The following is a 26,443-nucleotide window of genomic DNA, read 5'->3' on the forward strand; positions in this document are numbered from 1 at the left end:
GGATTGTATGAGAAATGGCGCGGAGGAGGGCACTTCCCCCGCGCCTGTCGCGCCCTAACGGGCGGCGCCATCTTTCGCGCTTTGGGCGACGAAAGGATTCATGGTCTGGATGGTGCCGTCCGGATTGTAGCGCAGTTCGGTCACCTTGACGTTACGCAATCTGGTCTGGCCTGACAGTTGGGAGTCGGCGTAGAACAACCACCAGCGGCCGTTCCATTCGACGATCGAATGATGCGTGGTCCATCCTTCCACCGGTTCCAGGATGCGGCCCTTGTAGGTGAAGGGACCATAAGGCGAGTTTCCTATCGCGTAAGCGAGATAATGGGTGTCGCCGGTCGAATAGCTGAAATAATATTTGCCCTTATATTTATGCATCCAGGATGCTTCGAAGAAGCGACGATCATGGTCGCCACCTAGAATGGGCTTGCCCTTCTCATCGAGTATCTGGACCGCGCGGGGCGTTTCGGTGAATTCCAGCATGTCGCCGGTCATCTTGGCCACGCGCGGCGCAATTGCGGGCTTATCGTCTTGGCCCAGGTCCGTCTTGGACCCATTGGCGTCATATTTGCCGTCGATATTGCGTTGCAGTTGTCCGCCCCAGATGCCGCCGAAATACATATAGCTGGCACCATCATCGTCGGTGAAAACGGACGGATCGATCGAATAGCTGCCCTTGATCGGCTGCGGCTGGGCCGTGAACGGCCCCATCGGATTTTTGGAGGTGGCGACGCCGACGCGGAACGCGCCTTCTTTGTCCTTGGCCGGGAAGTAGAGATAATAGGTGCCGTTCTTGCGCGCAGCGTCGGGCGCCCACATCTGCTTTTCGGCCCAGGGCACGTCCTTGACGTCCAGCGCCACCGGTCCGACCGTCACCGGCCCGCCGATCTTGTCCATCGACAGCACATGATAGTCGCGCATTTCGAAATGCGCGCCCAGATCGTCCTCGGGCGTCGGGCCATCGATATCGTGACTGGGATAAACATAGATTTTGCCGTCCCACACATGGGCGGACGGGTCGGCCGTATACATGTCCGTCACCAAAGGCTGGGACAAATATTCTGACGCGGCGCGTTTGTCCGCCTTGGTCTGCTGGGCTTGATTTTCCGGCTGGGCGTTCGGACCGCATGCCGTGGCAAGCAGGACCATGGCGAGCGGTAAGGCGCTCAGTCTGCGCGATGGCATCAACATGGCTATCCCTCCTGTTATATGACAATCATTTTATGAACGATGTAGATAGCGCTATCATGATTATGGTGCAATCCCCTCTTTCGACGGCGATGCCGAATTCAGCATGGCGGGAAACCTATATAATTACGCATCATTCTCCGTTTGATAGCGCAAACATTGATGATGGACATCGCGATACTGTCCTGCAGCGCTAACGGGTCATGATGGCGCCGGACGAATGCGAGCGGAGCCTGAGTGGCAGGCGCTATTTCGCGCATCTTCACTATCACTCCGCCTCGAGGCTTCGGACGCCGTAAATGGTGCTTTTGCCCTTAATGCCTGTGAGCGTGACGGTAGACCGCGCGGCCTTGGTCGGCGCGAGTGGATAGTCGATGAGCAGCCACTCATTCTGTTTGCGCCGTTCGCGCCGCTCGATCGCGACTTCCCGGCCATCCACCACGATCCGCATTTCACGGCCGGTATCATTGCCCCAATAGGTGATCTGGAGCATGGCGGGGCCGGGGCGACGCTGGATGGTGAAACTGGCCTGCGCGCCTTCCGGCAGGGAGCGATTCTTCTTCCCATAGAATTCGGCGCTTTGGCCGCCCGTGGCGCTGAAGCCATGATCCCGTTCGGGCTGCATCTCGCCAATATGGAAAATATCGATGGTGCGGCGTGCAAGATCGACGCGGGCGGCCTCCGCGGCGAGATAGGCCGTCCGCTCGCTGCGCCAGCTTTGCGGTGTGAAGGTGCGGAAATAGACGGCAGTGCGGCGGTCGTAGAGCGGATAGAATGGGACGATGTCATGCTGTTGGCCCAGTATGTCGGTCGCGCGATAATGATGCGGACGGTCGGCAATAGCGGTCAGCGCGCTAGCGGCGTCATTCTGGATCAGCAGCGCGGGGGCAGGACCATCGAAGCGCTGATCCGCGGGGGCAAGATCGGCGGCGAGGACCAGAGGGCCGCTTAGATAGGCATAAGTGTCGGACGCGCCGGGCAGCGGCTCCGATCGCAATGTCATCGGCATGGCGATGGCGATGCGATCGCCCGCACGCCAACCGCGAGCGACACGCCAATAGCCGTCCTGCGGCTCCGTGGTGAGCGGCTGGTCGTTCAGCATGATGCTCGCCCCGTCCGCCCAGACGGGGCGACGGATGGCCAGCGTCATTGCGCGGCGCGGCGCGCGCGTGACCGTCAGCATCACCTGACCGTCCTGTGGATAGCGCGTGTCCATGTCCAACTTCAGACCGTCGGGCAAATCCAGCGTCGAAGGGATGAAGAGATTGACGAACAGGGTCGATCCGTCGCGCCAGTAAATGGAATCGGCATGTTTGGCGTGGCTTTCCATCCCTGAACCCACGCAGCACCAGAAACTATCTTCCGGCGTGGAGTAATCACGCTTGGCCCCGGCCTCCATCGGCATGAAATAGACGAACTGGCCGGTGTCGGGGCGCTGATGAGCGAGGATATGATTGATCTGGATGCGTTCATACAGGTCGAACCAGTCCGCGCTGGGCGACCAGCCGTAAGGATGACGGGTGAGCTTGAGCATATTATAGCTGTTGCACGCTTCGCAGGTGGCCGTGGTCAGTTGCTCGCCCTGCCGGTCCGGCTGACCGAAATGTTCGCGTTCCGAATTGCCGCCGATGACATAGCTGTGATGGTCGGTAACGCTTTGGTGGAAGAAACGGGCGGCGTTGGCGTCTGCCACGTCGCCATCCACTTCGTACAGGCGGGCCAGTCCGACGATCTTGGGTATTTGCGTATTGGCATGCAGGCCGGAGAGCCTGTCTTCACCACGCATCAGCGGATCGACGACGGCGTGGTGGCGCAACCGTCGCGCGATATCGAGCCAGCGGGGCGTGCCGGTCAGCGCGTAAAGCGCGGCATAGCTTTCCAATATGCCGCCATGTTCGACCGACAGGATCTTTTGCAACTGATCGTCGTCCAGCCCTTCCACGATAGTCGCAAAATAATTGCCCACGCCAATCGCGATCGGCAACGCATCCTTGCGCCCTGCCAGTTGATAGGCATCGATCAGGCCGGCCAAAATCTTGTGCAGAGCATAAATCGGCACCCAGGCACCGTTAAGTTCCCAGGTAACGCGAATATCGCCGCGACGAATTTCCTCGAATACGACCTTGGCCGGTACCGACTGGCCCTCGCGCAACACGGTCATGCCGCCCAGATAGCCGTCTTTTCCTGCCGCCTGGATGCGCTGCATAGCCGATAGCGTTCGATCCAGAACAGCGACCAGTTCGGGGTCGCCGCCATTGGCGATGGTCAGCGACATGGCCGACATCCAATGACCCATCGTGTGGCCAGCGATGCTTTCGCTTTCCCATCCGCGGTAAATCGGTGCGGGTGCCGTTAGTCCTGCGGTAAGATAGAAATTGTGCAGCAACCGTTCCGGGTCGAGCGAAAGAAGATAGCGGCGATTGGCCGCCATCGCATCGGCGAAGGGCGAGGGCTTGAGCGTCACATGACGGCTGGAGATCGGTTCGGCCCGTACTGAGCGGCGTGCCGTTGCGGCGCGCAGCATAGCGGGCGAGATGGAGAAAAGCAGGCTGGCCGACGTGAGCAAAGTGCGGCGGGCGATAGGGTAGCGCATGATATTGTCTCTCCTTTCAGCGCCGCAGCGCGGCGTCGCCCCATGTTACCGGAACGGCGTTGTCCTTCACGCCATCGGCGCGGGCCACCAGTTCAAGGATGGCGATCCCCTTGACGTTCGCTTCCATCGATTGCGCAGGCTTGCCTCGGCGTAATGGCGGCGTGCTCGCAAGTGCCTTGCCGTCGCCAAAGAGGAAGAAGCGCACAGGCTGATCGCCATCCAAAGCGCTGTCGTCAACGCCGACCGACGCGGTGAAGCGGGCAAAGCCCTTGTTGCGCACTTCTAGCCGCGAGTTGGCGAGGATCCCCACACCCGAGGCGAAGGATTGACCCGCAACGACGAGCGCCTGATTATAGGGCGTCGCATCGGCCATCGCGCCGCCCCATCCGGCGTACATGGGGCGCTCGCCGATCCCGCGTGTGCCCCGCCAGCCCGGTATCGAACGATAGATGGTAGGATCAGGTTCGGGCTGCACGACGCCGTCAGCTGCCGGGTTCACGACGCCGGGCTGTTCCGATAGATACAGGCCATCTGCCAAGATGCGGCGGCCATTTGCACGGAAAACCAGCGTTTCGCGCGGTTCGACATGCAACTTCACTTCCTTGGTGAAATCGCTCTTTGCGCCGGTCCAAAGGTTCGACAAGGCAATGGGATAGTCGGCGCGAAGTTTCAGATGATCGGCGGTCAGTACCGCATCGACCGGAGACGATCCTCGATTGAACAAGGCCACGGCCTTGTCCCCGTTCGCGAGCGTCTTGACGAGGATCTGGAACCCATCGCTGTCGAAAGCGACGGTCGCCTGATTGCCGGCGGGATCCTGGTTGAGCGCGATCAGGTCTGCATTGCCGAAAATATCGAGCAGCGGTTGCGGCGTGGTCCGCAAATCCGCGCCGATCAGAAGCGGTGCGTTCATCATCGCCCATAATGCGAAATGCGACCGGGCTTCGGTCAGATGATCAGCATCGAAATCCCCCTTGCCGATGAAAAGCATATCCGGATCGTTCCAACTGCCAGGATGAGCATAGAGGGCGCGGCGTACGGCGCTGTCATAATTGGTGAGCATCCGATGCCAATCGGGAGAGATATCATCACTGGTGCGTGATATGCTGCCGACATCCTTGCCCCAGGAGCGGACATTGGCGCTGCCCCAGATGCAGAGCGAGAGCATATAGTCGCCATCGGGATTGTATTTGGCGAGAGACTGGTTGATGTCTGCAAAGAGCGCCTTGACGGCGGGAATGTCCGACCGGGCGATGCTGTGCTGATCGATGATCGGGGGGAGCGCGCGGAACTGGCCGTTGCGGACGCGTTCCGCATCGGCGGCGAACGCCCGGATGCCGCAGCCGTCGACCTTTATCGCGTCGAAACCCCAGTCCGCGAAAAACAGCCGGATATCCCGATCGCTATGCCCGTACAGGCCGACTTCACGTTCGGCCACCGTGCCTTCGGGCAGTTGCGCCGGTCCGTCGGAATAGGCCTGGGAACAGCTGTTGCGGCCGAGGTCGGAATAGATGCCCGCCTTGAAGCCCATGGCGTGAAGCTTGTCGGTAAGGGGACGGAAAGAGGGATCACCCTTGACGCTGCGGGCCGAGGGGAATTTGTCCGCGCGGATGATGAGCTTGTTGTCGTTGGTACGACGTTTCAGCCACCAGCCGTCGTCGATATTGATGAAGCGATAGCCCTTCTTCGCAAGGCCGGTATCGATAATCCGCTTGGCGGAACCCAGCAGTTTTTCCTCGTCAATCTCAGTGAAAAAGGCGTTCCAACTGTTCCAGCCCATCGGCGGCAGTTGTGCACTGCCGACCTGATAGGCGCTCCAGCGTCCGGTGGCGGCCAGCGGATCGAGCGCGTTGGCCGGCGCGGTTTGCGCCCAGAGGCTGGGGCTGGCGCACAGCGCGATCATCGGCAGAATATAACGGCGAATGGTCATGCAAAATCCTTGGGAGTCAGGGAAACCGGCATACCGGTCTTGAGCGTCAACACGCGGCGTTTATCTGCGAGGCGGATAGTGCGGGTTCCAGACAGTTCGGGCCGCAGAACGGCGCGGTCTAGTCGGCCGTCCCGCCAGTGGAGGTCGATGCGGCACCGGCCCCGCGCGCGCAGGCCGGTGACGCTACCGGTCGGCCACGCCTTGGGCAGCGCGGGGAGCAGGTCGATGACGTCGCCATGGCTGCCCATCAGCATTTCCACGATGCCCGCCGCGCCACCGAAATTGCCGTCGATCTGGAAGGGCGGGTGGGCATCGAACATGTTGGGATAGGTCCGTTCCGGCCCGAGAAGGAAACGCAGGATATCATGGGCATGGTCGCCATCCTTCAGCCGCGCCCACAGGTTGATGCGCCAGGCTGTCGCCCACCCGGTGGCGCGGTCGCCCCGTATCTCCAGCGTGCGACGCGCGGCAGCGGCAAGTGTGGGGGTGTCGTCGGGCATAATCTGGCGCGACGGATGCAGGCCGTAGAGGTGGGACACATGTCGGTGATCCTGCTCGGGCGCGTCGGCGTCCCAATCCTGCTGCCATTCCTGAAGCTGGCCGTTGCGCCCGATTTTATAGGGCGCGAGTGCGTCTCGCGCGGCGCGCATTTCGCCGACAAGGGCGACGTCGGCCTGCAAGATCGTCGCAGCCTCTATCGTCTGGGTAAAGAGATCGCGCAAAATCGCCATGTCCATCGTTGGCCCCGCGCAAAGGGTGCCACCATGGCCATGCGGGTTTTCGGGACTCATCGACGGATTGGTGACGAGGAAGCCGGTCGAGGGATCGCGCTGGAGCGTGTCCAGGAAGAACCGCGCCGCCCCCGCCATCAGCGGATAGATGGACATCAGATAGGCATGGTCGCGCCCATAGTCATAATGGTCCCACAAATGGGTACAGAGCCATGCGCCGCCGGTGGGCCAAAGGCCGAATTGTGCGCCATCGATCGGTGCGGTGGCGCGCCAAAGGTCGGTATTATGATGGGCGACCCAACCGCGCGCGCCATACATGGTGCGGGCGGTGCGTTCGCCGGTGATGGCCAGTTCGCGCACCATATCCACCAGGGGCGCGACACATTCGCCCAGTGCCGTCGGCTCTGCCGGCCAATAATTCATCTGCGTGTTGATGTTGATGGTATATTTGGAACCCCAGGGTGGATTGAGACTGTCGTTCCAGAGACCCTGCAAATTGGCGGGCTGACCGCCAGGGCGGGACGCGCAGATCATCAGGTAGCGGGCAAAATGGAAATAGAGGGCCGCAAGCGCAGGATCGTCGCTGGTCTGGGAGGCTGCGATGCGCTGATCGGTGGGCAGTTGCGCAGCCGCCGTGGTGCCCAGATCGAGGGCGACGCGGCGGAACAGGCGCTGATGCGCAGCGGCGGTATCGGCGGCGATGCGCGCGAAGGTGCGCCCCCTGACCCTGGCGATCGTCGCGGCGGTCGCTGCTATCGGATCGCCGCCGACATCATCGAAGCGCCGATAGCTGGTCGCCATGGCGATATACAAAGTGATGGCTTTGGCGTTGCGGATGTTGAGGCGGCCGTCGTCAGCCTGGGTGGTGGTGGTGCCGCCTTCCACCTCAGCCGCCAGGCGGGCGGCGAAACGGAGATTGCCCTCTACCCCCTTGGAAGCGCCGTTGCGACCGGTGAGGAGCAGACCGGCAGGGCCATCTGCGACGACCTGAACTTCACGCTGGGGGGATCGGAGAGTAATATCGACATCAAGTCCATTCTCGCCGCCGGCAGTCAGGCGGACGGCGATGATCTGGTCCGCCGGGGAAGCGATGACCTGACGGACATGAGTGACACCGTCGTTCGCCTCGAACCGGGTGGTCGCCATTGCCTTGTCGAGATCGAGATCGCGGCGATAGGCGCTGGCGTCGCCCAGGCCGGGAAAATCGAGGATCAGGTCGCCCAGTGTCTGATAGGGCATTTGGGTCAACGGTCTGGCCATCAACGTCTGGTTGGCGAGCGCTTCGGCCTCCGCGATCTTGCCTGCGAAGATCAGCTCGCGCACCTTGGGCAGCATGGTCAGCGCCTGTGGATTTACCGGATCATAGGGCTGCCCCGCCCAGAGCGTGCTTTCGTTGAGCTGCAACCTTTCCTGGCTTATGCCGCCAAACACCATCGCCCCCAGGCGTCCGTTTCCGATGGGCAACGCCTGGGTCCATTCGGTGGCGGGCTGGTGATACCATAAAGCGAGTGGGGCGTGCGGGGCGGGTACTGCGCGAGCCGGTCGGGCTGCCGCCATGGCAGCCGTCCCAGCCGCCATGGCGGCCATGGTTTCGCGACGGCTGAAGGTCATGGCCGCGCGCCGACGGAGAGAGGCGCGAGCGTGAAACTCTCGATATCGAGATAGCCGCCGGCGGGAGTAGGATTGTAGCAGGATATCGCAATCTGCTGGCCCTGAAAGGTGCCGGTGCGCCAGTCGAAAGCGAGCGGGAAGGCATCGCCGACATCCTGCCACAGGCGGTTGTCGAGGCTGTATCCGACACGGCCCTGCTTGGTATCGAAATCCATATCGCTGCGCAGCCAGAGGGTGCGACCGGTAACGGGAATGGCGGGAACTCGGACGTCCGTGCGGGGACCATCCTTCGTGCTTTCGGTCAGCTGCATCCGCAGCGATTGCGCACCCTTTTGGCCGCCGACGATCGCAAGCTGGGCATTATATTTGCCGAAACTGCCGAGGCCGCAGACATCGCCTGCCTTGATACCGGCAGTATCGATTTTCGCGATGGCACGCATCTTTGGCCCTTGCGCCTTTTGCGTCAGCGTGTTGCGTGCGGTCCAGATACCGTCCGCCTGGGTCGCATGAAGCCGCAGGAAACCAGGGCGCTGCGTCAATGACCATTTGCTGTCGTCGGGATTATGGTTCCACTGCCACTGCACCCCCAGTTTCCGGGACGAAAAATCATCCGATGAAGGCGGCTCTGCGAAAGCATGGCCCGAAATCGGCTTGGGCGACCGGTCGGGCACGACGTCGGGCTTGTCCGGCGTGCCCCACCAGGGCCAGTCATCCTTCCAGAAGATCGGGCTGATATTGGTCATGCGGCCGATCGCGCCCGCATCCACCATGACGAAGCCGTACCAGCTGCCGTCCGGCATATCGACCATCGCGCCCTGATGGCCGCCGCTCCTGTCGTCGATCGACGGCTTGGTCTCCCACGGCCCCCAAAGGCTGCGCGATCGCGATATGGTCATCGCCAGTTTGGACGGGATGGCGTTGAAAAGATAATAATAGCCATTGTGGCGGATGATTTTCGATCCTTCGGCACCCTTGTTGTAATAGGCGACTTTCGCGCCGGTGACGGCGGAAAGGTCGTTATTGAGCGTCAGCAGCGTGACCGTGCCGTCGGTGCCGACCGACGTGCCCAGATAGGCGGTCCCGTCCACGTCGATGAAGAGGGCGGGATCGAAGGCCTCGCGATCCAGTTCCTTGTAAGTCCAGGGACCGTCGATCCTGGCGGACCGATAGATGCGGGTCTTGTGCCCGACAGGGGTGACGGCGAGGTAGAACATGCCCTTGTGACGGCGCAGGCTGGCGGCATAAAAGCCGTGGCGATAGTCGCCCCCATTTTTCAGATCATAGCGCGGATCGCCGTCGAGCCGGTCGACCACATGGGTCGCGATACGCCAGTTCACCAGATCCTTGGAACGGAGGATGGTAACGCCGGGTGCGTTGGCGAAAGTGGTGGATACGAAGTAGAAATCATCTTCGACACGAATGATGTCGGGATCGGGATAGTCAGCAAACAGCACCGGATTGCGATAGGTGCCATCGCCCTGATCGGACCGCCAGACCTGCGCGGGCAGGGCGGCGGCGATCAGACCGGTGGCGATGGCGAGGCCGATGGCCGCGGTGCGGATCATGCCGTCGCTCCTCAGTTGGCCGGAGTATAGTGATAGGGACCGACGACCGTGCCGACGAAGCCGCGAGCCTTCTTCGTGCTGAGCAGCGTGGCGTCGACGCCGTCCTTCAACGTCTTCACCTTGTCCCCAACGCCATAGTCGAACGCCATGGTCCCGCCGGTTGCGCGAATGGTAAGGGTCACAGGGGCGCTGAGGGTGATGGGCGCGGAGGCGATCAGCGTATCGCTATCGGCCGCATCGCGAGTGTAGAGTGCGACGACCCGCTTGCCGGCGATCCGGGTGAGGCCGAAGAAAAGATTGCTCCGGTCGCTCTGTACGGCTGCAAGACCGGCACGATCGCCATCCCTGGCCGGGCTGTAGCGCAGCGTGGTGGAAAAGATGGCGTTGGCATGCTGTTGCCGCCGCCCAATGAAGGCTGGAACGCCGCTCAGGTCGCCGAGAGGGGCGCCGCTTTCCAGCGCAAGCGCGCCGTCCTTGAGGTGATAGAAGGGCTTTTGCGGCGTGCGGATACCGATCCATTCCATCGGCAAGGCGTTGCCGTCAAACTCTTCGACATAGGCGAAATCACCGCTGGTGGGCAAAGCGGGCTTGGGTTGTACCGGCAGATTGGGCAGATTGAGGGCATGGGGGATCGCCTGTCCGCGCGGCAGGATGACCGGCCAGCCATTCTTCCATTCCACCGGCAGCAGGAAAGTTTCGCGCCCGATATTGTAGAAGTCGTCGGCATAAGGGCGCACGGCAAGGAATGTCGCCCACCAGTCGCCATTTTGCGTCTCGACAAGTTGGGCATGGCCTGCCGATCCGATCATGTCGGGCCGCGCGGGATCGAGATCGCGCTGGGTGAGGATCGGATTGCCTTCGAAAGCGACATAGGGCCCGCGCAACGCCTTGGATCGCAATACGACCTGCGAATGGTTGACGCTCGTGCCGCCTTCGGCTGCGGTCAGATAATAATAGCCGTCCTTGCGGAAGATATGCGGCCCTTCGATCCAGACTGGTTTCTTGCTGATATCGACCCCGCCGTTGATCAGTTGCGTGCTTGGGCCGACCATCTTGCCCGCGCGCCAGTCATATTCCTGAATCCAGATGGCGCGGTGGCCGTTATAGCGGGGCGGTTCGTCCGGTGCGCGGTTGTTGACGATATAGGCCTTGTCACCTTCCCAGTAGATGGACGGATCGATCCCCTCAAAGGGTAGCCAGATGGGGTTAGACCATGGACCGGCCGGATCTTTGGCGGTGATGACGAAATTGCCCTTACATTCGACGCAGGTGTTGACGATGTAGAAGGTGCCGCCGTGATAACTGATGGCGGGTGCGAATACCGCCTGCGAAATGCGACGGCCATTGAAGTTCAGTTGTTCGGGCCGGTCTATGGCATTGCCGATCTGCGTCCAGTTGACCAGATCCTTCGATTTGAAGATCGGAAGGCCCGGATAATGGGCAAAGGATGAATTGACGAGATAATAGTCGTCGCCCACACGCGTGACCGACGGGTCGGGGTAATAGCCCGTCAGGATTGGATTGCGATATTCCCCGGCCTTGACCGCGACCTTTTCAGCCGACTGCCCATCATAGGTAAATCGATCGAACCGCGCAGGCGCCGCATCGGCGGGCGCGGCGAACAGCGAAAGAGACAGTATCGATGGTATGAGCGCAGACAGGCGCAAGGTCGGGTGGGTCATGCTGTATCTCTCCTTCAACTGCCGTGCTGCGCCGCGCCGGCTATATTTTCGCGATAGCGCTACCATGAACTGGCTGCGATGTTCAGTGGTGGGATTTTCCTATTTTCCCGGATTGCGGGCGGAAATGCCCGCATCCGTCTGCACGACCGGCTTCATGGTGCCGTCGCGATTATATTCCAGGCGCTCGACGGTCACTGCACGCCGTCCGATCGCGCCGTTCAGATCGCCGATGACCAGCGCAGCATTATGCAGGAATATATACCATTGCTTCTTGAACTCGGTGATGCCGGCGTGAATGGTGAAGCTATATTTGCCCGATCCGGTGAGTTCCCCGCGATAGGTCCACGAGCCATCGAGTGATGTCGCCGTGGCATAGGAAATACGCTCGTCGCGATGGGTCGCGCGGTCGAGCGAGGCATAGGTCAGATAGTAAAGCTTGCCCCGCTTGTGGAGCCAGGGGCCCTCCTCGAAATGCGGCGGCGTGATTTCCCGTATGGGTCCATCGATCTCGATCATGTTGGGCTTCAGCTTTGCGATATAGCATTGGCGATTGCCCCAGGCGATCCAAGTCACCCCGTCATCGTCGGTGAAGACGGTGGGGTCGATATCTTCCCAGCTATGCGTGCCTTTCGGCGTCATCTGGTTGGTGATGAGCGCCGATCCCTTCGCATCGACGAAAGGGCCGGTCGGCGTGTCGGATACGGCGACCGCGATCGCCTTGCCCGGATGGCTATTGTCATGCTCAACCGCGGCATAGAACCAGTATTTACCGTTCTTCTTGATGGTCTGCGATGCCCAGGCGTCCTTCTTGGCCCATTTGAAATCCGACACGTTCATGATCGGTCCATGGTCGGTCCAATGTTTCATATCGGTGGTCGAATAGACGAGCCATTCGCGCATGTTGAACATCTCGTCCCGCTGGGCCTCGTCATGGCCGACGTAGAGATAGAGACGGTTCCCATCCACCATGGGCGCGGGATCTGCGGTGAACTTGTCACGGATGATGGGATTGGTGCCGGCCACGTCTTGCGACAGAGCGGGCGCCGCCATGGTGGCGAGAAGAAAGGGAAGGAGCGACCGGCGCATGAAGATGGTCCTTATGATGAAAGTCAGTCGAGGATGATGCGGCGATGACCGTCAAAAATCATCATTTGCCGTGCCCGGCACCCAGCATCGACAGGCGCCGACGCAAAACCCGCAATTGCCGCTTTGCTGATGCCCTTCCATGTCTTAGGTCGATTGATCGCATTTCGAGAGCGTGAGGGAATTTATGGCACGATCGCAGCAAATGGGGCGTGGCGCGACCGTAGTGGATGTTGCGAAACGTGCCGGGGTATCGTCGATGACGGTATCGCGCGTGATCAACGGGCGGTCGGGCGTGAGTGCGGAGACGCGCGCCGTTGTCGAGGAGGCGATCAAGGCTCTCGCCTACACACCCAATGTTGCGGCGCGCAATCTGGTCAACTCGACGGAATTGCGGATCGGCATCATCTATTCCAATGCGAACGCCGCGTTCATGAGCGAGTTTCTGACCGGGGTTTTCGAAGAAGCGTCGTCGCGCGGCGCGCGTTTGATTTTGTTGAAAGGGGAAGGCGGGCGCGCGCCCGCAGTGGAAGCCATCGAAGAGTTGGTCGCATCCGGGCTGAGCGGCGCTTTGCTGGCGCCCCCGCTGGGTGAAGCGCCCGATGTGCTGCGGGTTTTGCGCGACGCGAGATGTGCGATGGCTGCCGTCGGTGCCTATCAATCCCCCGGCAAGATTTGCGTGCGGATCGATGATCGCGCGGCATCCTACCAGATGACACGCCTTCTCCTTGATCTGGGACATAGGCAGCTGGGATTCATATTGGGCAACCCCGATCAGGCCGCGAGCGCTGAACGGATGGCCGGTTTCTATGCAGCGATCCGTGAAACGGGCGGGGTAGAGGTTCAGGTGGTGCAGGGCGACTTCACCTATGTGTCCGGGCTGGCGGCCGCCGAACATCTGTTGGCGATGCCCAGTCGACCCACTGCGATCTTCGCGAGCAATGACGATATGGCGGCTGCCGTGGTGTCCGTGGCACACCGGCGCCATCTGGATGTGCCGGCCGAACTGACCGTGGCGGGTTTCGACGATACGACGGCGGCGCAAACGCTGTGGCCCCCGCTGACCACGGTCCATCAGCCCGTGCGCGAATTGGCCGCTGAAGCACTGAGTCTGCTGATTGCCGAAATCGCAGCGGAAAAGGGCCACTCGCGGGTTCCCCGCGAAACCATACTCGATCACAGGATCGTGGAACGTCAGTCGACCGGAGCGCATGTACCCTCTCCGCCTTCATAGATGAACCAGCTGAAATCGGCGGGCATCGCCATGCCGGACAAATCCTGGCAGGCCATGCCGACGAAGGTGCCGGTGAAGTTGGGGAGGCCGGGGCACGTTACTTCGTCCGACAGGATCGTTGCGTCCAGCCTTTGAGGCAAGATGTGCCAATTGGTGTCACCTTCGGCGCGCCAGCTGAAGATCAGGACGTCGCCGTCGACATCTGCTCTCAGTTCGATCGGCCCGTTGGGCAGTCGACCGACCGTCTCCATCGTGACGCCTTCCGCCAGAAGCGGCGATGCAATCATCAACTGCAATTCGCGTGCTTCGCCTTCCACGCTGATATTGAGATAATAATATTTCGTGCTGTTATAATAGAGAATGAGCCCCGCAGCCTGCTGGAAGCAACGCGGCGAAAAATCGACGCAGGTTGTCGCTGTGAAGCGTCGATGTTCCAGCCGCCGGGCGACAAGCGCCTGCTCGAAATGGCTCCCTACGGTTTCCCGCCCGTACAGTCGCAGGAAACCGGGCCGTTCGGACAGACTGAAGAGGCGTTCTGGCAAGGGAGTACGCAGCCATTGAAATTCCAAGGGCAGGAAATCCCGATCGAAACGGCCATCCCAATCGTCCTGCGGCCAGGGTATGGACGGCAGGTCGGGCGCTTGTGGCGTTTCGACCGGGCGCGCGTCGCCGTCCAAGGTGCGCAGCCACCCATCGTCATGCCATCGCATCGGTTGTATCGCCGTTTCGCGCCCCAGAATGCAGCGCTCCTTCCCCGGAACGGGGCGGCCGCATAAATAGGCGAGCCAGGGCGATCCATCCTTCAGTTCGACCAGATCGCCATGCCCGGCGCGCGTAATGGGGCCTTCACGGCGCCCCGCCGCCGTCAGTACCGGGCCATCGGGATGCACGTCATATGGCCCCAGCAAATCGCGTGAGCGAGCCATGACTACGGCATGGTCCCATCCGGTCCCCCCTTCGGCGACCAGCAGATGATACCATCCGTCCCGCTTGTAGATGTGCGGACCTTCGGTGAAGCCCAGATCGGTTCCCTTGAAAATCAGATGGGGTTCGCCGACAAGGGCCTGAGCGGTGCGATCAAATTGCTGGATCTGAATGCCCGCGAACCGGCCCCGGCCGGGCCGATGATCCCATAGCATGTTCAGCATCCAGCTTCGGCCGTCGTCATCGTGAAACAGGGCGGGATCGAAGCCGCTGCTGTTGAGGTGAACAGCCTCCGACCAATTGCCGTCGATCTGGTCGCAATGCACGACATAGTTGGGAAAGTCCCGCAAGGACGCGCCTTTGGCGCCATTGACGGTCGTCACGCCATATCGTTTGACGTCCGTGAATATGAGCCAGAAGCGTCCATCTGCATAGCTGAGGTCGGGGGCCCAGACGCCGCAGGAATCAGGCGCGCCACGCATGTCCAATTGCGTCGCTTGCGCCAGTGGTCGCGCGACGAGCCGCCAGTGCTTGAGATCGCGGCTATGATGAATCTGCACGCCGGGATACCATTCGAAGGTCGACGTAGCGATGTAGAAATCATCGCCGACCCGCAGGATGGACGGATCGGGATTGAAGCCTGGAAGGATCGGATTTGAGATGATGTTCATGCGGGTTTACGCACCAATATCCACAGGAGAAGGGCGCCCAGCAGGTCAAGGACGCCAAGGATGATGAAGAATGGCTCATAGCCGACCTGATCGACCATCTGACCCAGGAGCAGGGTGAAGACGAGCACGCCAAGATTGCCTGCAAGGCCGGCCAAGCCTGCCGCTGTGGCCACGACGTTGCGAGGAAACAGGTCAGAGGCCATCGTGATGACGGTGACGGACAGCGTTTGATGCGCAAACCCGCCCAGGCAAAGCAAGGCGATCGCCACATAGGGGTTCGTCGCCATACCGACAAAGGCCATGCCCGTCATCATCGCCGCGCCCAGCGTAAACGTCCAGCGGCGTGCGTCGATCAGATCGACATTGCGCCGTTGCAGGAAGGTGACGACGGCCGGACCGAAAAGACATCCAAGGTCCGCGGCAAGAAAGGGCAGCCAGGCGAAAAGGGCAATCTGGGTCAGATCGAAACCGCGAACGCGCGCGAGATAGAGCGGCATCCAGAACGACAACATGCCCCATACAGGGTCGGCAAGCATCCTGGGCAGGGCGATCCCCCAAAGGTCGCGCCTGCGTAGAAGGCTCATGATGGAGGCGCGGGTCGCTTGCGGCGCAAGCCGTGCTTCTTGCCCACTGGCAATATAGTCGCGCTCCTGATCGGTCAGGCGGGGGTGTCGCGACGGGCTGTTATAATAGAATAGCCAGAGCAATGCCCAACCAAGACCGATGGCGCCCGCTATCACGAATGCCAGGCGCCAACTGTGCATCATGACGGCCCATGCCACCAAAGGTGGGGCAAAGACTGCGCCGAACGATGCGCCGATATTGTACACGCCGCCTGCAAGGCCGCGCTCCTTGGACGGAAACCATTCCGCCACCAGCTTTTGCCCGGCAGGTTGCGCAGACCCTTCGGCAAGCCCCAACAGGCCGCGCAGCGCGGCAAATCCGAACCACCCGTTTACGAACCCATGGGCCATCGTGATGATCGACCAGGCGGCGACGCAAATGCCGAAACCGATGCGCAGCCCGACGCTGTCGAGAAAATATCCCGCGACCGGCTGAAGCATCACGCCGAGCTGAAAGGCGCTCGTGATCCAGCCATATTCGATGCTGTTTATCGATTGTTCCGTCAAAATGATCGGCGCTGCAACCCCCAGCACGGAGCGCGAAAGATAGTTGATGACCATCGCACCGACGAAAAGGCCGATGATGGTCCATCTTATTTTTCCCATGCGGAAAATCGTCATCACCATGACATGATAACGTTAACAGAAAAATTGCGACGAAGCGCATTCTGGCACGATCGGCTCACATCTGCATGAGCATATTGCTCTGATGTGTAAAATAATGTCGGCCGTCTCAAAGCGTGAAATCCTTATCCTCTCCGTCTTGTCTGACTATTGACAACAATCTCGGGAGATATCAATAGGCGTTGTTAGCGCTAACTAACTTTCTGTCGAGTCTTTGACATGCTCGGCGGCGATGCGCAGTTTCGGAGGTCTACTCCGCGACAGGGATAGAAAAATCTAGGGGAGAGAGCAGTATGTCGCATTCCAATTTTCGTATCGCAAAATCCGCCATGGGGCCTGCCACCGTCAGCATGGCCGCCCTGCTGACGTGCATGATCGCCGCGCCGGCCATGGCGCAGGATAGAGCAGGCGTGGCAGCGCCTCAAGGCGCCCAGCAATCAGCCAATGATAGCGATATCGTCGTCACAGGTTCACGCATCAAGGCAAGCGGCTACACGGCGCCCACGCCCACGACCGTGATCGATTCGGGTGCCATCGAAGCCAATGCGCAGCCCAACATCTTCACCACCATCGCGCAACTGCCGTCGCTGCAGGGGTCGAGCGGTACGGCGGTGAACACGTTCAGCACGTCGAGCGGCCAGCAGGGTTTGAGTTCCTTCTCGCTGCGAGGCGTGGGCGCCATCCGTACCCTGACCCTGCTTGATGGACAGCGGGTCGTCGGCGCGAACGTGACCGGTGTGCCTGACATCAGCCTGTTTCCGCAGTTGCTCGTGCAACGCGTCGACGTCGTGAATGGCGGCGCATCCGCCTCCTACGGCTCGGACGCGGTCGGCGGCGTCGTCAACTTCATCACCGACACCCGGTTCAAGGGCTTTAAGGGCAATGTCCAGGGCGGCATCAGCCGGTATAGCGACAATGAACAGTTTCTGGTTCAGCTGGCGGCAGGCACCAGCTTCCTCGATGATCGCGCGCATCTGGTCGTCAGCGGCGAATATGCCGATGAAAAGGGCGTCGGCGGCGGCGATTTCGGTATCGGCCTGGCCGGCGGGCGCGACTGGTTCAAGCAGACCAGCCTGATCGACCGGGGCGCGGTCAACGACGGATCGCCCCGTTTCGTCCTGCGCGACTATGCCCAGGCTTATAATTATACCAAATATGGCCTGATCACGTCCGGCCCGCTCCAGGGCACGGCATTCGATCAGAATGGCAATCCGTTCCAGTTCAACTACGGATCGGGCGGCGTGCCGGCGCGCGACGGTACCAGCAATGTGCGCAACTGTTTCCCCGGCTTCTGCCTTGGCGGCGACCTGTCGGGCAATGTCGATGCGGGGCGCACGCTTCAATCGGCGATCAAGCGGGTCAATAGCTATGCTCGGCTTGGTTATGATTTCGCCGACAATGACGAACTTTATTTCACCTTCAACTTCGGCCAGGTGAAGACCCACAACACCCCGGTCGGCGGCATGAACAAGCCCGGCCTGACCATCCAGTGCGCCAATCCGTTCGTTCCGGCATCGATCAAGACCGCATGTGCGACGGCGGGCATCACCAGCTTCGGCTATGGCACGAGCAATGCCGCGCTGGGCAACACCCGCGTGGATACGGATCGTCGCCAGTATCGCGGCGTCATCGGCGCCAAGGGGGCGTTCAACCTGCTCGGTACCGAATGGTCCTATGACAATTATTTCGAGCATGGCGTTAATTTCACCGCCATCGACGTATCGAACATTCTGCTGACCAATCGTTTCAACGACGCCATCAATGCGACTACGTTGAATGGCTCGATCGTTTGCGCCAGTGCCACGGCGCGGGCGAACGGTTGCCAGCCGCTCAATATTTTCGGCGGCAATCCGTCGGCCGGCGCGCTGTCCTATATCATGCCTGAAAACGGCCCGTTCCAGCGGACGCGCCAGACGCAGGACGTGGTCAGCGTCAATTTTTCCGGTTCGCCTGTCGAACTGTGGGCCGGCCCGCTGTCGATAGCGTTCGGTGCCGAATATCGGCATGAATTCTACAAGGTCCGCGCCGACGCCTATGGCATGGGCTCCAACTTCGCGCCTAACACCGCCGACTATCCGTTCGATCCCACGCTGCTGCCGGGAGGCAACAATTGGTATGCGGGCAACTACAAGAGCGGCGGCGGCGCCTATGGCGTGAAAGAAGCCTTTTTCGAGGCCGATCTGCCGATCATCAACAGCGATGCACTGGGCAAGGCCAACATCAACGGCGCTGTGCGCGTGACCGATTACAGCACGTCGGGCACGATCTGGGCCTGGAAGGTCGGCGGCACATGGAACCTGCCGGTCGATGGTTTCCGCTTGCGTGGCGTGACGTCGAAGGATGTGCGTGCCCCTAATCTGTCGGAACTGTTCGCAGCGCCCGTCACCACGACGCTGCCCAACTTCTTCGATCCGTTCACCGGCCGTAACGTGCTGGCGATCCAGAATAGCATCGGCAACGCCAATTTGCGGCCTGAAACCGCACGCAACACGACAGCCGGCATCGCCTTTTCCGGTGCATCCTGGTTGCCGGGCTTCAGCGCGTCGTTCGATTACTACAAGATCAAGATCAAGGACGTCATCTCCAGCCTGGGCGCCGGCGACATCGTCAACCTGTGTTTCCAGAACGTCCGGCCGGAAACGTGCAGCGCGTTCAATCTGAACAATCAGCAAGGGCCGAACTTCATCAACGTGCAGGCGTTCAACCTGGCGTCGATCGACACCAGCGGTTTCGACATCGAAGCCAGCTATCAGTGGCAGCGTCCGCTGGGCCTGCCGGGCAGCCTGACCTTGCGCGGTCTGGCGACGCATGTCAGCAAGTTCGTGACGGACTCCGGCCTGATCGGTACGATCCCGGTGGACTCGGCTGGCGCCAATCTGGGCAACACGCCCGACTGGAAGTTCCTGGCGATCCAGAGCTATGAGAATGACAAATTCTCGCTGATGGTGCAGGAACGCTGGTTCAGCGATGGCGTGCTGGGTCATCAATATGTGGTCTGCCAGCCAGGTAGCTGCCCTGCATCGACCAACAATCATCCGACGATCGATCAGAATTTCATGCCTGGCGCCTTCTATGTGGATATTGGCGGTACCTACAATATCACGCCGCAGGTCACGGCGTACTTCAAGGTCGATAACCTGCTCGACCGCGATCCCGCCAAGTCGCCTTATTTCGTCAACCCGAACCTCTATGACGTGATCGGGCGCATGTACCGGGCGGGTGTCCGCTTCAAATTCTGATGCTGAACGATGCCGGGCCGGCGCGATGTGCGTCGGCCCGGCTTGATCATAAAAACTGGGGAGAGAGTTGCATGAGAGGATTGACCTTGTGCACGGCAATTGCGGCTATCATCCTTCCGGCTGCGTTGCCGGCATCCTCTCCCCCTTCTTCCCTATCGGCCGCCAAGCAGCGACTGATCGTCCTCAGCGACATCGAAGCGGATCCGGACGATACGCAATCTTTCGTGCGGCTGTTGCTCTACGCCAACCAGATCGACCTTGAAGGGCTGATCGCCACGACCTCCGTGCATATGAAGCAGGCGGTGTATGCGGATTCCATTCGGCGGATCATAGATGAATATGGCAAGGTACAGCCCAATCTGAACCTGCATGAACCGGGCTTCCCTGCGGCTGCGCGTTTGCAGTCTCTGGTGCGTGAAGGACAGCCGGCTTATGGCATGGCGGCGGTTGGAGAAGGGCATGACACGGCGGGATCGCGCCTGATCGTGCAAGCGATCGAGAAGGATGATCCAAGACCGCTCTGGGTGTCGGTATGGGGTGGCGCCAACAGCCTGGCGCAGGCGCTCTACAGTTTGCGCGCGACCAGATCGGCCGAGGATGTGTCGCGCCTGGTGAGGCGCCTGCGCGTTTATACGATTTCCGATCAGGACGACAGTGGCGCATGGATCCGCCGGAATTTTCCTACGCTATTCTATATCGTCAGCCCTGGTGGCTACGGCGCGGGGACGTGGACAGCTATCCATAGTCGGATCGACGGTGCGGACAATGGCACCATCTCCAACGACTGGTTGCGCGACAATATCCAGCAAGGCCATGGCCCGCTGGGAGCGGCCTATCCCGATGTCTCCTATGGGATGGAGGGCGACACGCCGGCTTATCTATCGTTGATCCCTAATGGTTTGAGCGACCCTGAATATCCCAACTGGGGCGGTTGGGGCGGGCGATACGAACTCTATGTGCCGGCCGCCGCGGCAACCGACCCCAATGGCTTTACGGGCGGCGTGCCGATCGAACCGGAAACCCGGCCGATCTGGACCAACGCCTCGGATGCCGTGGCGCCGTTGACCCGCAACGCGATCGGCCGCGCGGTCATGCCCGGGGAAAGGACGATAAAGGATTTTCGCGCTACGCTCTGGCGCTGGCGGGCGGATTTTCAGAATGATTTCGCCGCGCGCATGGATTGGTCGATCACAGCCTATAAGGACGCCAATCATCCGCCGAAGGTTCAACTGGCGCACCCCGACTGGTTGACGGTAAAGGCCGGGCAGCGCTTCTTCCTGAGCGGGCTGGGCACGACCGACCCTGACGGGGACAGTCTGAGCTATTACTGGTTCCATTATCCCGAAGTGGGAGGCTGGACATCGGCAATAACATCCGGGATTGCGCCGAATATCGTGACGGTCGATTTTACCGCTCCGATGGTCGAGGAGCGGCGCGACGCGCATTTCATCCTGGCGGTCACCGACAAGGGAACACCGCCTGTCACGCGATATCGGCGGGTGATCGTGACGATCGAGCCATGACGATGCAGCAAGAAGATAGCGGGATACAGAGGATGAACTGGAGAGGGTGGGCAAGTATAGGCGCGGTCCTGGCCTGCTGGTCCTTGCCGGCATTGGCGCAGTTGCCACCGATGCCGAACATTCCGCAGATCGGCGCACGCGATCGACCCGCTGGCGAGCATTTCAAGATCGTCATTCCCAACCGCCCCGCCCCGGTTCCGCTGATCCTGCATGTTTCGCCCAGCGGGTCGGATGAAGGAGACGGGTCGGCTGCCAGGCCCTTCGCCTCGCTTGCGCGCGCGCAGCAGGCGGTGCGGACTCTCAATCACGACCATGATGTCACCGTGTCACTGGCCGAAGGCGTCTATCGCCTGACAGCGCCGCTGCGCTTCAACGCCAGGGACGGAGGGCAGAATGGCTATACGGTCCGCTGGGAAGGTGCGCCCGGTCTGCGCACCATGCTGTCTGGCGGCGCCCCGGTGACTGGCTGGAGCCAGGTCGACAAGCAGCGCGATATCTGGATGGCGCGAGTGCCGGTCGGAATGGATCCGCGGCAATTGAGCGTTGCGGGGCGATTGGTTCAGCGGGCGTCGGTGGAAATTCCCCGATCCGCCGTCGCCTTTCATCCATGGGGCCTCGAGATCCGCGACCCCGCCTGGCGCTTTCTCGCAACATTGCCCGATCAAAGCAGAATGGAGATCGAAGGAATGAGCTGGTTCACCCATCGCCACGCGATGGTGGATCATATCGACGGCGACCGGATCGTGATGCAGCAGCCTGGCTGGCGCAACAATCTGGTGGGCTATGACACGCTTGCGCGACCGGTGTCGGCGGACGTTGCACGACTATTCTTGGTGAACGCCTTGGCGTTTCTGCGTGATCCGGGCCATTGGTTCGTCGACCCCAAGGCGGGCCGGCTTTATTACAAGCCGTTGCCGGGCGAAGACATGAATCGGATCGAGGTGGTTCTGCCGCATTTGGAGCATCTTGTCTCCATCGCGGGCACCTATGACGATCCGGTTCGAGATCTGGAATTTCGTCGGCTGCATTTCAGCCATACGAGCTGGCGACGCCCGTCCGGCCCGGATGGCTATGCCAGTCAACAGAGCGGCGCCTATCTTTCCGGCGACCTCGTCGATTATCCCGCCGATCCCGTTCGCGATTGCAGTTGGGGATGCTGGTCGTTCGAACGGATGCGCAATCGGTGGAGCCAACAGCCAGCCGCCGTACAGGTTGCAGCGGCGCGGCGCATCCTGTTTGACGAAGATCGATTTTCTCAGCTGGGGCAGATCGCGTTGGGCATCGGCAACAACCCTGACGCCAACGATAGCGGCATCGGCCTGGGTAGTTCGGCGATCGAGGTGACGAACAGCGAATTTGTCGATCTGGCCGGGGGAGCGATCATGGCGGGTGGAATCCAGCCAGATGCCCATCACCCCTCACGTCCTGAGATGGGTTTGCGCGATATCATCATCCGCAACAATCGCATCAAGAGCGTATCGCACGACTATAAAGAACAATCGGCCATTCTCGTGACCTATGCGTCCGGCACGATCATCATGAACAACGATGTTTCCGACACACCTTATGACGGCATAGATGTGGGGTGGGGCTGGGGTGCCAATGATCCGGGCGGTAGCGCAGAATATTGGCGAAAACAGCGGGGATATTATGATCAGCCCGGCAACAGCGTCTATGACACGCCTACCACCCTGCGCGACACGGTCGTGAAGGGCAATCGGGTGGGGCGGGTGAAGCAATGGTTCCCCGATGGCGGCGCCATCTATCATCTGTCGGCTGATCCGGGCGCTCTGATCGCGGAAAACTACGTCTATGATGTAGCGGGCTCTGGCGGTATCGCCATCTATCTTGATGAAGGTTCGCGCTATGTCACCGTGCGGAACAACGTCCTGGATCGCATCGGGGGCGTATGGCTGAACCTCAACACGCAGTCCCATATCGCGCCCAAGCGCACCGCGCTGGATAATGTCGCGACGGGCAACTGGTATAATGGGGGCAAGCTCAACGGCGAATGGAGCGATTATCTCAACAACCGGGCGGCGGACAATGTCCTGGTGACCGGCAAAGACTGGCCGATTGAAGCCCAGCGCATAATCGACGCGAGCGGCGTTGAGCAGGCCGCGTCGCGCCATCCGTGAGGACGGCATGTCCCGGCGCCGATACCGGTTCGGGCGGGTCGTGGTCTGTTACGCGCAACCTGGCTGAGCGATCAGCGTAGCCAATCGACCGCTTTAGGTTGATCCAACGGTGACCAGGGTGGCAGCCGGACCATGATCGCGTCGAAAAGCGTCGAAGCCAGATAGGTCGACAACCAATGTCTGACCCGGTCGAGCGGCTGCGCCACGAACCAATGTTGATCGACCGACGCAAATTGCCGTACGAACGGAATGATGGCGGCATCGGCTAGACCGCGCTTGTCACCGCACAAATGGGGGGCATTGGCCAGCCTCTCCTCCAGCAAAAGGAGGAATGTCAGTCCGCTGGCACGATGGGCATCGCTGTTCGATCCATGACGCTCCGGATATTTATAGCGATCTAGGTCATGTTTGAACCGGCCGTCATTGATGGCGATCAAGTCCGGATCGTCGCGGTCGAGCCAGCCTTCCGGATCGTTTCGCGCCAATGTCCCACGCATGATGTCGATACTCTCTTCGATGACCGTGCCGTCGGGCATCAGAAGCACGGGAACGGTAGCTTTGGGCGACAAAGCGAGCATGGCATCGGGCTTGGCCGACAGCTTGACCTCGCGCAGTTCGACGGTCGTAGCGCTTGCCGCCAACGCCAGCCTTGCTCGCATCGCATAGGGGCAGCGGCGAAAGCTGTAGAGGATCGGCAGCACCTAGGCTGCGCCATCCTTGATCAGACGATAGGCCGCATTCAGCAGGTGGCTCATATCTTCTTCGCTCAACACATATAGGGGATCATAATCCAGGCCGACCCGTCTCGCCTGCCGCCAATGATCGGCATAAAGCCCCTTGTCGGAACCGAACATGCCATGGACATGGCGCGCCAGTACGGGGTTACTGTCGGCAGCATTCGCCAGTCGGAAGATCGCGGCGTCGACGACATGCGGCCCAACCATGATCCACAGATGGCCCCGCCATGCCGGCGCGTCGGCGGCAAATGGGCTTGTGCCATCGGACGGCAATCGGTCCTGCCGCACCGCCATGCCCTCTACGCGCAACGTGCCCGCCACAAGATGCACCGGCGCGTCCAAGCGGCGCTGAAGCTGGAAGGCGAGGGTCGCGCTGAGCGACTGTTCCTGCCCTGCCGTCGCCGGGAACAGTTTGAGAATGTCGGCGGCGCCACTGGCGATCCCGGCACGGTCCTGTTCGCTCCAGTCATAGGCCTTGAAAGTCCTGGCCGCCGGCCATCCATGTGTCGCAGCGACAAGGCGGCCCAATTGGACAAGGTCGGATAAGGCGCGCATCATCAGTCTCAATTCATGGGGGAAGGCAGGACAGGCCCTTAGTCGAGCCGGTGCTCGTAGCCAAGATGGAAGGGCGAAGGAAGAAGACGCCCTAGACCCGCACATCCATCGCCCGTCGCCCGGCATCGCCAAAAACCCTCAGATATCGCGCGATTTCATCAGGCTCGCCTGTGGCCTTGGCAGGATTGTCGGACAGTTTGACGGCTGGCCGCCCATTCGCCTCGACCACCTTGCAGACCAGCGATATGGGATCCAGCCCGTCGGTCGCAAAAGGGGCACAGCTGCGAAAATCATTGGTCAGGTTGGTGCCCCAACCGAAACTCATCCGCACCCGGCCGTGAAAATGGCGGTAGGTGGCCTCGATGCTGTCCACATCCATGCCATCGGAAAAGATCAGCAATTTATCGCGCGGATCACGCCCCTTTTCCCGCCACCAGCGGATGATCTGTTCGCCGCCCTCGATCGGCGGCGCACTATCCGGGCGAAAGCCGGTCCAGTCCGCCAGCCAATCGGGCGCGTTCCTCAAAAAGGCCGCGGTACCAAAAGCGTCTGGCAAGGCGATGCGCAGATTGCCGCCATAATGATCCTGCCAGTCGGCCAGGACACGATAGGGCGCGGCGGCCAGTGCTTCGTCTCCATCGGCCAGCGCTGCCAGCACCATGGGCAATTCGTGCGCATTGGTACCTATCGCTTCCAGGTCCGCATCCATGGCCAGCAGGATGTTGGAAGAACCGATGAAGCGGCTGCCCAACCCTTCCTTCAACGCCTCTACGCACCAGCGCTGCCAGAGGAACCCATGCCGACGGCGGGTGCCGAAGTCCGAAATGACGATGTCGGGCAACTGGGCCAGACGCTCCACCTTGCTCCAGAGTTTCGCCTTGGCCCTGGCATAGAGGACATCCAATTCGAAGCGGCCCCGGCCCTTCATCGCCGCGCGGGAGCGCAATTCGTTGACGATCGTGAGGGCAGGAATTTCCCACATCGTCGTGTGCGTCCAGGGGCCATGAAAGCGCAGCTCATATTGGCCGTCGCTCTTGTGCAATTCATAGTCCGGCAGGCGGAAATCGGCCAGCCAGTCGATGAAATCGGGGCTGAACATCTGCGCCTTGCCGTAGAAGCTGTTGCCAGCCAGCCAGATCAGCTCCTTTTTCCCGAAGCGTAACGACCGGGCCTGGTCGAGTTGAGCGCGCAACTCGCTTTCTTCGATGACATCGGCCAGCCGTACGGATGTCGTGCGGTTGATCAGGGCAAAGGTCGCTTCCACGTCCGGATAGAGATGCCGGATCATCTGGAGCATCAGCAGCTTGTAGAAATCCGTATCGAGCAAACTGCGCACGATCGGATCGAGCCGCCAATTATGATTATGTGTCCGCGTCGCTATGTCGGTGAAAACCATGGAGAGCCTGTCCAGCCTGTGATGCGCCGAACATAGGGACGGCGAGGGCGCTTGTCAGGTTCGCTTCGCCAATATGCCACAAGCAAAAAGAAAGGCTGATCGGGACCGACCAGCCTTGAAAGTTTTTAGGAGAGGATGCCTGAAAGGCGAGATCCGTTTCGCACCAGGACCGCTTCGGCGCAAATGCGAACCAGGCGATCGCGATTGCAACGAGCGCAATCGTAGGAAGGTGCGGTTCGTTTCGTTTTCGTATCGTAACCTGCGCGCATTGGGCGCGCGGACTTTTCTCTTTCAGGATTGTCCATTCTTGTTTCCGATCCGTCGCATATCGCCATCCGACGATGATCGGGACTGGACGGCCGTTCGGACGACGTTGGTCCGCTATATATGTGGGCATAC

The 26,443-nt window shown here is 60.7% G+C and carries 16 protein-coding genes; 4 read left to right on the plus strand and 12 right to left on the minus strand.

Annotated features, from left to right (window positions below; all coding sequences use genetic code 11):
- Positions 1 to 54 precede the first annotated feature (54 nt).
- The 7 genes from F4U95_RS20760 to F4U95_RS20790 all read right to left on the minus strand — a co-directional run bounded on the left by F4U95_RS20760 (position 55) and on the right by F4U95_RS20790 (position 12,383).
- Positions 55 to 1,182, minus strand: coding sequence for a glycoside hydrolase family 43 protein (locus F4U95_RS20760; protein ID WP_150426827.1), 1,128 nt, complete (start codon positions 1,180 to 1,182; stop codon positions 55 to 57).
- A 271-nt stretch (positions 1,183 to 1,453) separates the two neighbouring features.
- Complete coding sequence (locus tag F4U95_RS20765; RefSeq protein WP_150426806.1) at positions 1,454 to 3,778, minus strand: glycoside hydrolase family 127 protein; 2,325 nt, start codon at positions 3,776 to 3,778, stop codon at positions 1,454 to 1,456.
- 16 nt (positions 3,779 to 3,794) lie between these two features.
- Positions 3,795 to 5,708 (minus strand): NPCBM/NEW2 domain-containing protein, encoded by a 1,914-nt coding sequence (locus F4U95_RS20770; RefSeq protein WP_150426807.1) that lies wholly within the window; start codon positions 5,706 to 5,708, stop codon positions 3,795 to 3,797.
- Positions 5,705 to 8,050, minus strand: a complete 2,346-nt coding sequence (locus F4U95_RS20775; protein ID WP_150426808.1) for a glycoside hydrolase family 95 protein — start codon at positions 8,048 to 8,050, stop codon at positions 5,705 to 5,707. The genes F4U95_RS20770 and F4U95_RS20775 overlap by 4 nt, the downstream gene beginning before the upstream one ends.
- Complete coding sequence (locus F4U95_RS20780; RefSeq protein WP_150426809.1) at positions 8,047 to 9,615, minus strand: glycoside hydrolase family 43 protein; 1,569 nt, start codon at positions 9,613 to 9,615, stop codon at positions 8,047 to 8,049. Before F4U95_RS20780 ends, F4U95_RS20775 begins: the two co-directional genes overlap by 4 nt.
- An 11-nt stretch (positions 9,616 to 9,626) precedes the next feature.
- Entirely contained in the window at positions 9,627 to 11,297 is a 1,671-nt protein-coding gene (locus tag F4U95_RS20785; protein WP_150426810.1) for a glycoside hydrolase family 43 protein, read from the minus strand.
- 99 nt (positions 11,298 to 11,396) lie between these two features.
- Positions 11,397 to 12,383, minus strand: coding sequence for a glycoside hydrolase family 43 protein (locus F4U95_RS20790; RefSeq protein ID WP_150426811.1), 987 nt, complete (start codon positions 12,381 to 12,383; stop codon positions 11,397 to 11,399).
- Positions 12,384 to 12,585: 202 nt separating this feature from the next.
- Here F4U95_RS20790 and F4U95_RS20795 point away from each other — a divergent pair, with 202 nt between their 5' ends.
- Positions 12,586 to 13,614 carry a LacI family DNA-binding transcriptional regulator gene (locus tag F4U95_RS20795; RefSeq protein WP_246171667.1) on the plus strand — a complete coding sequence of 343 codons (1,029 nt, stop codon included), beginning with the start codon at positions 12,586 to 12,588 and terminating at the stop codon, positions 13,612 to 13,614.
- On the opposite strand, the gene F4U95_RS20800 is transcribed toward F4U95_RS20795, so the two are convergent.
- Both F4U95_RS20800 and F4U95_RS20805 read right to left on the minus strand, forming a co-directional pair.
- Positions 13,575 to 15,209 carry a glycoside hydrolase family 43 protein gene (locus F4U95_RS20800; protein ID WP_120252970.1) on the minus strand — a complete coding sequence of 545 codons (1,635 nt, stop codon included), beginning with the start codon at positions 15,207 to 15,209 and terminating at the stop codon, positions 13,575 to 13,577. The two genes, F4U95_RS20795 and F4U95_RS20800, sit on opposite strands and share 40 nt — an antisense overlap.
- Positions 15,206 to 16,459 carry an MFS transporter gene (locus tag F4U95_RS20805; RefSeq protein ID WP_172598870.1) on the minus strand — a complete coding sequence of 418 codons (1,254 nt, stop codon included), beginning with the start codon at positions 16,457 to 16,459 and terminating at the stop codon, positions 15,206 to 15,208. The genes F4U95_RS20800 and F4U95_RS20805 overlap by 4 nt, the downstream gene beginning before the upstream one ends.
- A gap of 326 nt (positions 16,460 to 16,785) precedes the next feature.
- Here F4U95_RS20805 and F4U95_RS20810 point away from each other — a divergent pair, with 326 nt between their 5' ends.
- The 3 genes from F4U95_RS20810 to F4U95_RS20820 all read left to right on the plus strand — a co-directional run bounded on the left by F4U95_RS20810 (position 16,786) and on the right by F4U95_RS20820 (position 23,356).
- Positions 16,786 to 19,695: a TonB-dependent receptor plug domain-containing protein gene (locus F4U95_RS20810; RefSeq protein WP_246171668.1), complete on the plus strand. Its 2,910-nt coding sequence runs from the start codon at positions 16,786 to 16,788 to the stop codon at positions 19,693 to 19,695.
- A gap of 71 nt (positions 19,696 to 19,766) precedes the next feature.
- Positions 19,767 to 21,218, plus strand: coding sequence for a DUF1593 domain-containing protein (locus F4U95_RS20815; protein ID WP_150426813.1), 1,452 nt, complete (start codon positions 19,767 to 19,769; stop codon positions 21,216 to 21,218).
- Between the two features lie 110 nt (positions 21,219 to 21,328).
- Entirely contained in the window at positions 21,329 to 23,356 is a 2,028-nt protein-coding gene (locus F4U95_RS20820) for a right-handed parallel beta-helix repeat-containing protein (RefSeq protein WP_246171669.1), read from the plus strand.
- Between the two features lie 71 nt (positions 23,357 to 23,427).
- Here the strand turns inward: F4U95_RS20820 and F4U95_RS20825 are convergent, their stop codons facing one another.
- From F4U95_RS20825 to pncB, 3 genes are all read right to left on the minus strand, one after another.
- Complete coding sequence (locus F4U95_RS20825) at positions 23,428 to 24,057, minus strand: glutathione S-transferase (RefSeq protein ID WP_281347246.1); 630 nt, start codon at positions 24,055 to 24,057, stop codon at positions 23,428 to 23,430.
- Positions 24,058 to 24,651: a hypothetical protein gene (locus tag F4U95_RS20830; RefSeq protein ID WP_232016215.1), complete on the minus strand. Its 594-nt coding sequence runs from the start codon at positions 24,649 to 24,651 to the stop codon at positions 24,058 to 24,060. It abuts the gene before it with no gap.
- A gap of 88 nt (positions 24,652 to 24,739) precedes the next feature.
- On the minus strand, positions 24,740 to 26,044 hold the full coding sequence (gene pncB, locus F4U95_RS20835) for a nicotinate phosphoribosyltransferase (protein WP_150426815.1): 1,305 nt from the start codon (positions 26,042 to 26,044) through the stop codon (positions 24,740 to 24,742).
- Positions 26,045 to 26,443 lie beyond the last annotated feature (399 nt).

It is taken from the genome of Sphingobium limneticum (genome assembly GCF_008710165.1).
In the GTDB taxonomy this organism is placed as follows: domain Bacteria; phylum Pseudomonadota; class Alphaproteobacteria; order Sphingomonadales; family Sphingomonadaceae; genus Sphingobium; species Sphingobium limneticum.

Coding starts and splice junctions, on each gene's coding strand:
- F4U95_RS20760 (WP_150426827.1), bottom strand. CDS start 1,182: ATGCCATCGCGCAGACTGAGCGCCTTACCGCTCGCCATGGTCCTGCTT.
- F4U95_RS20765 (WP_150426806.1), bottom strand. CDS start 3,778: ATGCGCTACCCTATCGCCCGCCGCACTTTGCTCACGTCGGCCAGCCTG.
- F4U95_RS20770 (WP_150426807.1), bottom strand. CDS start 5,708: ATGACCATTCGCCGTTATATTCTGCCGATGATCGCGCTGTGCGCCAGC.
- F4U95_RS20775 (WP_150426808.1), bottom strand. CDS start 8,050: ATGACCTTCAGCCGTCGCGAAACCATGGCCGCCATGGCGGCTGGGACG.
- F4U95_RS20780 (WP_150426809.1), bottom strand. CDS start 9,615: ATGATCCGCACCGCGGCCATCGGCCTCGCCATCGCCACCGGTCTGATC.
- F4U95_RS20785 (WP_150426810.1), bottom strand. CDS start 11,297: ATGACCCACCCGACCTTGCGCCTGTCTGCGCTCATACCATCGATACTG.
- F4U95_RS20790 (WP_150426811.1), bottom strand. CDS start 12,383: ATGCGCCGGTCGCTCCTTCCCTTTCTTCTCGCCACCATGGCGGCGCCC.
- F4U95_RS20795 (WP_246171667.1), top strand. CDS start 12,586: ATGGGGCGTGGCGCGACCGTAGTGGATGTTGCGAAACGTGCCGGGGTA.
- F4U95_RS20800 (WP_120252970.1), bottom strand. CDS start 15,209: ATGAACATCATCTCAAATCCGATCCTTCCAGGCTTCAATCCCGATCCG.
- F4U95_RS20805 (WP_172598870.1), bottom strand. CDS start 16,459: ATGGTGATGACGATTTTCCGCATGGGAAAAATAAGATGGACCATCATC.
- F4U95_RS20810 (WP_246171668.1), top strand. CDS start 16,786: ATGGGGCCTGCCACCGTCAGCATGGCCGCCCTGCTGACGTGCATGATC.
- F4U95_RS20815 (WP_150426813.1), top strand. CDS start 19,767: ATGAGAGGATTGACCTTGTGCACGGCAATTGCGGCTATCATCCTTCCG.
- F4U95_RS20820 (WP_246171669.1), top strand. CDS start 21,329: ATGCCGAACATTCCGCAGATCGGCGCACGCGATCGACCCGCTGGCGAG.
- F4U95_RS20830 (WP_232016215.1), bottom strand. CDS start 24,651: ATGATGCGCGCCTTATCCGACCTTGTCCAATTGGGCCGCCTTGTCGCT.
- pncB (WP_150426815.1), bottom strand. CDS start 26,044: ATGGTTTTCACCGACATAGCGACGCGGACACATAATCATAATTGGCGG.